Source organism: Candidatus Sarmatiella mevalonica (assembly GCF_016751895.1).
GTDB lineage: Bacteria > Pseudomonadota > Alphaproteobacteria > Rickettsiales > Rickettsiaceae > Sarmatiella > Sarmatiella mevalonica.
In genome coordinates, this window is the sequence record NZ_JACVVM010000046.1 from 1 (window position 1) to 10,716 (window position 10,716).

Genomic DNA, 10,716 nt, shown 5'->3' on the forward strand with positions numbered 1-10,716 from the left:
ATTTCAGAAGATTGTCCAAGGATTATGAGATTTCCCCTTCATCCGCTAAGGCTTTTGTTCAATTAGCTTTCACAAAAATTATGCTGAATAGGTTAGTTAAATGTTTTGCGTGACTGGTTCTTAAAAAGTGGTAAAATTATCATCACCAATAATTCGACTCTTGATTTATTCCATCGAAAATGTTTTGATAACATTTGGCGTAAAGTGGTATTGTAGAACATAAACATCCTTAATTAGCGTTAAAAATGTATATGTTTAACTGCTTTTCTACCTTTACGCTACTACTTTTTTACCTAACTGTCCGGTACTAAGCCGAAAATATAAAAAAGAAGGAAATTATCTTGCAAAGAAACGAGGTGGTTCAAAAAGAAAAATTGACCTAGAAGCACTTGAAAACTACGTTAAATTAAATGAGCTTTAGCTATAAAAAAAGACTTTTCCTACTTGGAAGATAGCGAAAAAAGACGCCAAGATTACTAAGAAAAAAATAAAAGATATATCTATTGAAAGTATAGATATGTATTGATGAGAGCGGTATCGAGATGACGATATGCAAGGATCAGGGATGGGGAAAGAAAGGCGAGAAACTAGTTAGCAAAAGAGTGGCGAACATTACGAAAGAACGAATATTATAGCAGGATAAATCAATAGCACCTATGGGTATTTAATGGTCCATGCGATACACTATTATTTGAAAGCTGTGTGGAGAATGAATTAAGGAATTAAAGTCCGGCCAAGTTGTAATTATAGACAATTCTTCTTTATATTTCAATATTTTACGTGACTGATTCTGAATCCAATAGGGAAATTTTGGGCTAATATGAAACGATGGATTAAAAATCAAATTACTGAATTTGATCAATTATATGAGGCTATTTCTTATTTCTTTAAAATACCTAATTCAATCTAAATTACTACAGTATTTCCCACTCTTTTTGCCAAATATCTTCCCCCAACCTCTGTTTTTGCAAATACTCATATCAATACCGCTTATCATCTATATACACAAGACCTTGAGTTAGTACCCCCTATTCTTTGTTTATATTGCTCACGCTTTTCTTCATAAGCTTCTACATTAAAATCTTTTTTTATATATCACAGTTTTTTAACCAATAATGTGCGTCTGCTGCACTCATATTAAAATCCTTTCTTGCCACCAACTTTTTTAGATAAATAATTACCCTCGGTTTTATATCTTGCGACCCCAATTCCTTACTGTATTTGGTGATATCTCGAATTTTAATGCAGCTCTATTACAGCTATTGTCTTTATTTACATAATTCATTACTTTTTTACGAAAATCTTGACTATAGGATGATGGCATTTTCTTTTTATTTTATCGCATCATATACTCAAATTTCAACTTAATTTACTATAAATGCCTTTGTACTTATTTTTTCATTTGCGCATACCACATATTATCCCTAATTCAAGTTAACTGACTATATCTTTTCTTATTGCCATCCTCTTTTTATACTGTTTTAGCTATCCCATCGGGAGCGGAGTTCACAAAAGGTCTAATCTAACATTCGCTCTATGACTCAAGCAATAGAATTCCGCGCATAATCTACAATCATTTTTTCTCCCGAAAAACTGGCACAGAAATAAATAAATTAATATTATTCCTCCTCACCAATAGCAGCATATCCTGCCTATCTTGGGTTTGAGCAAACGCCTCCTGCACATCCTGCAAGCTATTAATCCTCCTCTGATTTATCAACACCACCATATCGCCTACTAATAATCCAGCATTACGATAGTATTTATGTAATTTAGCAATATACACGCCTTCATCTTGAGAATTTTGAATATCTTGCCCCTGCGCACCTGGCTCCGTCCCTTGCGCAGGCCCTTGCTGCATACCAGACCCCTGCGCACGCCCTCCTTGCGCAGCGGCAGCAAAAGTTATGCCATAATATTCTATCTCATTCGCAGCGCTTTTTTGCTCAGCTTTATTCGTAGCCGCACCATTCTGTGGCGTAACGGAGGAGTCAATAATTTTAGCTTTTAGAGACTGTTTTTTACCATTACGCAAAACAACAATCTTCACCTCCTTTCCAATAGGGGCATCTGCTACTAAAATATGCAATTTTCTAATGTTATCCACGCGCTGATCATTAAATTCTAAAATCACATCGCCCATTTCCAAACCTGCCTTAGCGCCCACTCCCCCTTCTTTCACATCGGTTACCAGCACCCCGCATGACTCACCTAGATTCAAGCTTTGCGCGATCTCCTTAGTTACCTCCTGTATAGTAATATCTAATCTACCACGATCTACCTTCCCATTCTTCTTAAGCTGCGCAATGATGTTCTGAGCTCTTTCTGACGGAATAGCAAAACCAATACCAACATTAGTGCCAGATGGGGAAAGAATAGCGCAATTCACACCTATCACCTCTCCATCTAAATTAAACAACGGCCCTCCAGAATTGCCGCGATTAATAGCCGCATCTGTTTGAATGAAATCGTCTATAATATTGCCAGTATCAGTCATCTCGATATCGCGATTTTTTGATGAAATAATACCGGTGGTAACGGTGCCACCTAAACCAAATGGATTACCAATGGCAATAGTCCAGTCCCCCACTCGCATCTTGGTTGAATCACCAAATTTGACGAACGCCAGAGGCTGTTTTGTCTCAATTTTTAATAATGCTAAATCACTTCTCTTATCGCTACCTAATAACTTCACTGGAATTTCAGTGCCATCCACTAACTTAATATATATTTCGTCCCCACCCTCAATAACATGATGATTCGTGACGAGCAAATCGCCCGGCTCGATGATAAAACCAGAACCAACAGCGGTAGCTTTAGGGTTAGAGTAATTATCAAAATTAAAACCGCGCATATTGAACTGCTCTAGTAGCTCATTAAACTCTTCAAACGGAAAGCCTGGTAGATGGTTATTATGAGTAGAATTTTTGTTATAACGCACCGTATATACATTCACTACAGCAGGAATGAGAGGCTGCACTATATCAGCAAAACTTGCCGGCACTTGCCCACCTCGCGCCTTTAAGCTATCTTGCGCGCCACGCCCAGCCCATGGCCAAAACTTCTTGCCTTCTTCAACAGTCTTCTTGGAATCTGCAGTCAGCGTTGGGCCATCGCCACCCTGCACATCTTGCTTAGATGCATCAGGAGATTTAGGCTGAGCATCCTGACTAGACGCATCATGAGATTTAGCCTCGACACCAGCTACAACCTTCTCTGCATCGGATGCACTAACATTATTATTAGCGCTGCTAGCTTTAGCCACGGCTGCACGGTTAATAGGAGTACATTTCTTATTTTTATTTTTTTTTACATCAAGTTGAAAAGATTTTTTAGAAGAGGATTTAGCGTTCTGCCCTTGAGACGCAACGGAGACATTGCATAACATAAAAGTAGCTGATGCAAATAATACGAACAAATTTCGTAAATATTTTTGCCAAACAAATTGCCGCTGCGTGGCCACGTGTCTAATCACCTTGTGTCTGATCATAATTAAAAATTAAAATATGCAATCTATTTACTATACTTTTTTTAATAGTTCCGTTTAAAACTAGAATGATATTAGCTATGCCAACCTCAATAGTTGATGTGCGCGCTATACGAAAATCCTACTACATTTTTCGAGAATCATATAACTTCAAATGCTTTAAGAACTCAGAGCCAGGCTGCAAAACAAAAAAAGTATTATGAGACAATGCCTCATATACTAACAAAGACTGATAAAACTGATAAAACTCTGGGTCGCTGCCATAAGCAACATTATAAATTTGCGCCGCCTCCTTATCTGCTTGAGCCTTGAGATTTTGTGCCTCGAGTAGAGCTTGCGAAGAAATAATTTTACTCTCCTTGTCTGCGCGAGATTGAATTTTCGCGGCCTCTTCATAACCCTCCGCCCTAATCTGTTTAGCCTCTTTTTCCCTATCAGTTTGCATTCTACTATATATAGCTGCACTATTTTCTTTAGGCAAATCGGCTCTTAAAATTCTCACATCTACCACTTGCACACCAAACGATACTAGCTCACCCTCAATACTCACTTTGATTCTATGCATGATGTCGGACCTTTGGTCTGTTAGCAACGCGCTTAAGTTAGCTGTACCTATCACTTTACGCATAGAAGATTCACATAGCCTATTGACCCTAATTTTTAAGCCATGCTCATTACGCATAGTTCTATAGAACAAAACGGGATCAATGATTTTAAATCGTACAAAAGCATCGATAATAATTCTCTTGCCATCAGCAGCCGTTAATTCTTTTGCATCAACATCTACACTTAAAAGGCGTTTATCAAAAAATTCAACACTCTGTATAAACGGCACTTTAAAATGCAAACCGGGCGTGAGTATAGTTCTTACCGCTTCACCAAACTGAAGAATCATGGCGTTTTCCCTCTGGTTTACAATCACGCATAGCCCACCTAAAGATAATAGCATGCATAAAAAAATAGACAGCCCAATTATCATTTTCTTCTGTATAACGCTAAACATCACTCCCTCTCCTTACTTGCAGCTACACACACATAGCTTATCTATATTATTAATTTGCATTTTTATACTCGGGTCCAAGCGGCATGTGAGGCAATACACTATTAGTAACTACCTTCTGCCCGGCAGCAAGAATTTTTTCCATCACGCCCAAATATAATCGATCTCTAGTAACTTGCTTGTTAAGCACATACTCGCTATATACAGCCTTATATCTAGCCACATCCCCCTTTGCCTTATCAGTGATCTCTTGTTTATAAGCTTGAGCCTCCTCTAGCAATTTAGCGGCCTCACCCCTACTGCGCGGCAGCACATTGTTGCTGTAAGCATGAGCTTGGTTAATTTCTTTTTCCTTGTCTGCCTTTGCAGTTTGCACATCTCTGTATGCATCAATCACCTCCGCTGGAGGCTCGGCTCTAAGTAGTTGAATTTTATCTACATGCACACCAACATGATATTCGTTTAAAATAGATTGAGTAAGTTCCTGTATCTGCTCGCTAATCTCTTGCTTCCTATCCGACAGAATGGCGGAAATAGAAGTGCAAGCTATCACTTCTCTAATCACGCTTTGCGTTGTGCTTTTTACCACATCTTCTGGATTAGCTAAGTTAAACAAATAAGCCTCTAAATCAGAAATATGCCAAATCACATCGCAGTTTAATTCCACAATATTTTCATCCCCTGTCAACATGGTACTTTCTTGCGTTAACTTAGGGTTTCTGCTGCCATTGTCTATAGAAGAACGATATCCAATTTCTGTCCTACGAGATTTATTTACCTGCTCTATCAATACCACTTCTATTGGAAAAGGCAAGTGGTAATTCAAGCCAGGCGTACTTTTTCTCACAGCCCTGCCAAAGCGTGTTACCACAGCTTCTTCACCCTCACGCACCTGGTAAAAACCAGAGAAGCACCACATTGCAAAAACAATCCCTGCCACGATAAAAAGAATACAATTGTTTAATTGAAAGGGAAACTTAGGATGTTTGGAGAAAAATGATTTCTGATTAAATTTCTTAAAAAAATCATCATTCTTCACATTATCCCCATCATCCCAAGGAGATTTAAAGCTAAAATTTAACATAAATAATATTAGAAGAATTTGCCATTGTTAAACAGTCGATGTTAGAAAATACAGAAAAACACCCGTCAAAGTTGATGTGATATAATCATAAAAACAAACGAACTTGCGAGATGTAAACAAACAAATAATATGCCAGACATCCTGGCACTTTGCAAGACACCACTAAGTAAAGAATAAAACTGCAAAAGAAAAAGGCGAGCAGAAGGCAAATATTAGACGAAATACAGCAACAGAAGGATTTACAGCAAGTAAGCTTTCTTAACCTACCCCATGCTAAAAGCAGATAAGAAACCTAAAGACAAAAGAAACATAGGCAAACAACCTAGAAAGTGGTGCCAGATATCGGATTCGAACTGATGACCTGCCGCTTACAAGGCGGATGCTCTACCACTGAGCTAATCTGGCTTTTTATTAAGACATACGTCCCTAAAACTACTAACAAACAGTACATTTGCGCATCAACTACGACTCAAATCTTCACGTACACTACCGTACTGATTTTATACCCAGCGTCTTCTGCAAATTGCATCACCTGTGGAGAGCTTAGAAAGAAGCCTAACAACGTAACGAAAACAAATATATCACGCCTTGCAAGTGCGCGCAAGAGAGGATAATGTAAAATCGATGTAGATTTCGGCTATTCATAGATAATTTTCTCACTATGAGATATAAATATCACATAAAACTTTTTATTATTTTTTATTTATATGTATTTTGAAATACATGTAATCACTTACATCTAGTTTCCCGTCCCTTCTAATGTTTTAATTTAAGATGATACCATAAGATGTTAAAGGCTGTATGTACCATCAAATAATTCAGCGTCTGTCTGTAAATAACTTCCGTCTAATCCATTTCTGCATTGCTGCTTTTTGCACTAGCGCATTACTTTTTGTTTTTTTACTAGAGCGGGTAGCAAATCTCAACCCTTGCCAACTTTGTATACTCGAAAGAATTCCTTGCACAATATTGCTCTGCACATCGCTATTAGCATTGATATTAAAACAAGGAAAGTGCAGACTGTATGCGCTCTTACTAGAGGTGGCGGTGCTAATACTCTCTTGCTTTCTTGGTATCATTCACGTATTGATTGAGCATGGCACTATCTCATCGTTCTGCATCAGCAGTATAGACTATTCGGCAATGTCATTGGAAGGCTCTATAGAGAGTGTAATGCAACAGGATTTTAGGCCAGATTGTGCGCAGAATTCTTTTAAAATTCTCTTTTTCTCTTTGAGCGAAATTAACCTAATGTGTAATTTCGTAATATGTTTTGTAGTGTGCAGTGTGGTAAATGCATCATATAAAAAGAACGCTACGTCCAATTAGGCTGCTCGCTATAGATCTAATCCTTCAGGAATGCACTATAGTAATTTAGGTTGAATTAGATATAATTTTTCGTTATAATGAAAGGAAAAATGACAAAAAGCTATAGCAATGATTTAAGAGAAAAAGTAGTAGAATATTTAGAAGCTGGGAATAGTTATGACCAAGCATCTAAATTATTTAAAATACCTAATTCAACCTAAATTACTATAGTCCTTTACGACAAAGAGTTAGGACTAGATTATTAATTTGCTCTTGGTTATATTTAAGAAATTCAAGGACAAAAGCAATATACCTCCTGCATAACTCTAACATTGGTCTTTGCCATGACAATATTTATATTTTTTTCCTGATTCACAAGGGCAAGGCTCATTCCTCCCAATTTTACCCCAAGTAGCAGGGTCTTCTGGCGACCTCAGCTCTGGCGCGATATATAAATTCTTCTTGGCTTTAGTAACTAAATTAAAACCCTTGTTATATTTATTATTGTTAGGTTCCTCCCTAGTATAAAAGACCCCGTCTAGCGTATTCTCTTTCAAATCAATCACCTTGGTAGCAATAGTGTTTTGATCTATATGGAAATGACAAGCGCCTTGAACGAGCGTGAAGTGCAGCCTGTCTAGCATGTTACTAAACAATTCAAACGAATCTTTCTTATACTCATTTAATGGATCTTTCTGCGCGTACGCTCTAAGAGAAATGCCCTGCCTGAGGTTATCCAGACTATATAAATGGTCTTTCCATGTTTGGTCCAAGCTAGTTAAGAAAATATAGCGCAATGCCTCATGAAAATGCTGTTCTGTGTATAATTCCCGTTTCTGTTGATATAAGTTGAGAATGAGGTTGTATACACTACTCACTATCTCTACTTCAGTCACATCGCCTTTCTCTAAGTCTTTTTGATTAATAATTACATTAAAAGACATAGCCACTTCATGCACCAAGCCACGCAAATCCCAGTGTTCGCGCAGGGAGCCGCTAGGTATAAAGCGCAGCACTACTGCTTCTACTTGATCGTGCGTGAGAGAGTATAAATCGTCAATTAAGCTTGCGGCTGATATAATACGATTTCGCTGTTCATATACTATGCTTCTTTGGTGGTTAATTACATCATCGAATCTAATTAAGTTCTTGCGCACTTCATAGTGCATAGCCTCCACTTTGAGTTGAGCTTTTGCCAAAGTTTTGCTAATCATTGGATGGCCTATAGCCTCTCCATCTCGCAGTCCTATCGCTCTTAGAATGCTAGCGGTGCGCTCTGAAGCAAAAATCCTCATCAAATCATCTTCCAGAGAGAGAAAGAACTTTGTTTCGCCTGGGTCTCCCTGTCTTCCTGATCTACCGCGCAGCTGGTTATCTACCCTGCGGTTATCATGCCTTTCTGTACCTATTACAAACAAGCCTCCAGCCGCTAGCACCACCTCCTTTTCCCGCCTACTCTGTTCACGCAAGCGCTCAAGCACGATTTGGCTCTCCTCAGGCGCAATATTCATGGTTTGCAGCAACATCTCTGGATTACCCCCCAAGATGATGTCTGTACCTCTACCAGCCATATTGGTGGCGATGGTAATTGCGCCCGCCCTACCAGCTTGGGCTATGATGTAAGCTTCCTGTTGATGAAACTTGGCGTTGAGAATATTAAATTTTAATCCTTCTTTTTGTAGCAAGGCCGCTATTTCTTCAGACTTCTCTATGCTAATGGTGCCAATTAATACAGGTTGCTGTTTGGCATGGCATGCCGTGACCAGTTTGAGAATAGCGCTATATTTATCTGCAACTGTGCTATATATGGCATCGTCGTGATCAATTCTCTGTTTTGGATTGTGTGGCGGGATTACAGCAACTCCTAGATTATATATATCTCTAAATTCTACTTGATCTGTTTGCGCAGTACCTGTCATACCACAGAGCTTTGGATACATCCTAAAGTAGTTTTGAAAGGTGATAGATGCCAGCGTTTGGTTTTCATTCTGAATTGGCAAGCGTTCCTTTGCTTCTAGCGCCTGATGCAGACCGTCGGAATATCTTCTGCCGTCCATCACGCGCCCACTAAACTCATCAATAATTAATAATTTATTATCCTTGATTAAATAATGCACATCTTTTTTAAACAAGCATTTAGCTTTTAAAGCTTGGTTCGCATGATGCACAAGATATAAGTTGTCGTATTCATATAGATTCCCTGTTGGAGTGATTAAATCAAAACGACGTAGTGCATTTTCAAGAAAAGTAATGCCATGATCTGTGAAGATTACTTGATTATTTTTTTCATCTAGTTCGTATCCATCGCTAGACAGCTCTCTCATAATTTTATCCATCACTAGATAGAGATCTAGATTTTGATTCACTGGGCCAGAGATAATCAGTGGAGTTCTAGACTCGTCAATTAAAATTGAGTCGATTTCATCAATAATTGCGCAATGAAAGGGGCGTAGCACCTTAGACAGTTCATGATATTTCATATTATCACGCAGGTAGTCAAAGCCTAATTCATTATTAGTGACGTATGTGACATCGCAAGCATACGCATGCTTTTTTTCCTGATCGTTCATACCGCTTATCACCGCCCCTAGGGAAACGTGCAGAGATCGATAGATTTGTCCTATCCAAGCCGCATCGCGCGCTACTAGATAGTCGTTTACGGTTACAACGTGTACGCCATGACCCGTCAGGCTTTCTAAATAGGCGTTTAATGGAGCTACTAAAGTTTTGCCCTCACCAGTATTCATTTGAGCTATCATGCCATTATGCAGCGCTAGACCGCCCAAAATCTGTTCATCAAAATGAAACAATCCAGTGGCCCTCCTAGATGCTTCTCTTACCGTTGCAAATGCATGATGCAGTATGTCATCTAAGCCTGCCCCCTGAGATAGCTTTTCTCTGAATTCGTTTGTTTTGGAGGCGAGTTCCTGGTTGGAATATGAGCTATATGCATCTTGTAGATGATTAATAGCCTGAAGATGCACTCTTAGTTGCTTCAAGAGTTTGTCATTAGATGTGCCTAATAGTTTGGAGAGAAAGCTAAGCATGTTTTAAGATGAAAATAAATATTGAGTTAGTTTAGTATTAAATCAATCCAAGAGCAATAGTACAACCTTTTCTGCAAAGGTTCTTGTTAACTTATAGTAATTTAGGTTAAAATAGAGAAACAGAAGAACGCGACAATAGCTTCGCAGAGTTTATCAAAACTGGCTTCTTCTTGCTCTTTTTTATCGGTATCTATCTTGCAAAGACGAGGTGGTTCAAAAAGAAAAATTGATCTAGAAGCAATTAAATGAAAATATGACATTAGACCTCTTTCGAAACTCATTTATACTAGCTCCATGTTATAAATAACTGCAATCAAATTGAATCTGAGGCAAAACCTTTTTCGTCTGTTTCTATATTTGTCAGAGATGATTTTAAATCGTTTGAGCATACCGATAACATTTTCATTTACCGCCCTTTCACTGGCAAGCTCTTGATTCTTCTCCTTATCCTCTTTTGTTAACGGGTTTTTCTTAGTCTTCTTTCTTGGCAATTCAGACTTGCTATGCAGCTTTTGTATGCCTTGATATCCAGTGTCAGTAATGACCTTTATATCAGAATTTATCTTTGTTCTCGACTCTTTGAATAGCCTAAAATCATGCCGTTTACCATTTGCAAAAGCAGTGCATATTACTTGTTTCATCTTCTTATTGACAACAACTTGGGTTTTTAATAGACCTCTTTCGAAACTCGCTCAATTAAGAGCAAATGCGAGGAGTATACGAAGCACAGAGCCGCAGCGTACATGAAGTACGTGAGGACTTGCGCATCGACAGCGTCGCCACAGTTGCC

At 38.5% G+C, this 10,716-nt stretch carries 8 protein-coding genes, 1 tRNA gene and 1 pseudogene; 2 read left to right on the plus strand and 8 right to left on the minus strand.

From position 1 onward, the window contains the following. Positions 1-1,189: 1,189 nt before the first annotated feature. From Sarmat_RS07385 to Sarmat_RS04450, 5 genes are all read right to left on the minus strand, one after another. Positions 1,190-1,324 (minus strand): helix-turn-helix domain-containing protein, encoded by a 135-nt coding sequence (locus Sarmat_RS07385; RefSeq protein WP_202149615.1) that lies wholly within the window; start codon positions 1,322-1,324, stop codon positions 1,190-1,192. Between the two features lie 249 nt (positions 1,325-1,573). Continuing rightward, positions 1,574-3,388 (minus strand): Do family serine endopeptidase, encoded by a 1,815-nt coding sequence (locus Sarmat_RS04435; RefSeq protein WP_202149616.1) that lies wholly within the window; start codon positions 3,386-3,388, stop codon positions 1,574-1,576. A gap of 223 nt (positions 3,389-3,611) precedes the next feature. After that, positions 3,612-4,490: a protease modulator HflC gene (gene hflC / locus Sarmat_RS04440; RefSeq protein ID WP_244127143.1), complete on the minus strand. Its 879-nt coding sequence runs from the start codon at positions 4,488-4,490 to the stop codon at positions 3,612-3,614. A gap of 49 nt (positions 4,491-4,539) precedes the next feature. Beyond that, positions 4,540-5,571, minus strand: a complete 1,032-nt coding sequence (gene hflK, locus Sarmat_RS04445) for an FtsH protease activity modulator HflK (RefSeq protein ID WP_202149617.1) — start codon at positions 5,569-5,571, stop codon at positions 4,540-4,542. 330 nt (positions 5,572-5,901) lie between these two features. Next, a tRNA-Thr gene (locus Sarmat_RS04450) sits at positions 5,902-5,976 on the minus strand. Positions 5,977-6,372: 396 nt separating this feature from the next. Between Sarmat_RS04450 and Sarmat_RS04455 the strand changes: the two genes are divergently transcribed. Next, the gene (locus Sarmat_RS04455) at positions 6,373-6,900 is read left to right on the plus strand and encodes a disulfide bond formation protein B (protein ID WP_202149618.1); all 528 of its coding nucleotides are present in this window, start codon (positions 6,373-6,375) and stop codon (positions 6,898-6,900) included. Positions 6,901-6,977: 77 nt separating this feature from the next. Continuing rightward, entirely contained in the window at positions 6,978-7,100 is a 123-nt protein-coding gene (locus tag Sarmat_RS04460) for an IS630 transposase-related protein (RefSeq protein WP_202149213.1), read from the plus strand. A gap of 105 nt (positions 7,101-7,205) precedes the next feature. On the opposite strand, the gene secA is transcribed toward Sarmat_RS04460, so the two are convergent. The 3 genes and pseudogenes from secA to Sarmat_RS04475 form a co-directional block, all read right to left on the minus strand. Further along, positions 7,206-9,926 carry a preprotein translocase subunit SecA gene (secA, locus tag Sarmat_RS04465; RefSeq protein WP_202149619.1) on the minus strand — a complete coding sequence of 907 codons (2,721 nt, stop codon included), beginning with the start codon at positions 9,924-9,926 and terminating at the stop codon, positions 7,206-7,208. A 101-nt stretch (positions 9,927-10,027) separates the two neighbouring features. Further along, positions 10,028-10,186, minus strand: a complete 159-nt coding sequence (locus Sarmat_RS04470) for a hypothetical protein (protein ID WP_202149620.1) — start codon at positions 10,184-10,186, stop codon at positions 10,028-10,030. Between the two features lie 21 nt (positions 10,187-10,207). Continuing rightward, positions 10,208-10,609 (minus strand): annotated as a pseudogene (locus Sarmat_RS04475) (transposase); the annotation flags it as partial. Positions 10,610-10,716: the final 107 nt, after the last annotated feature.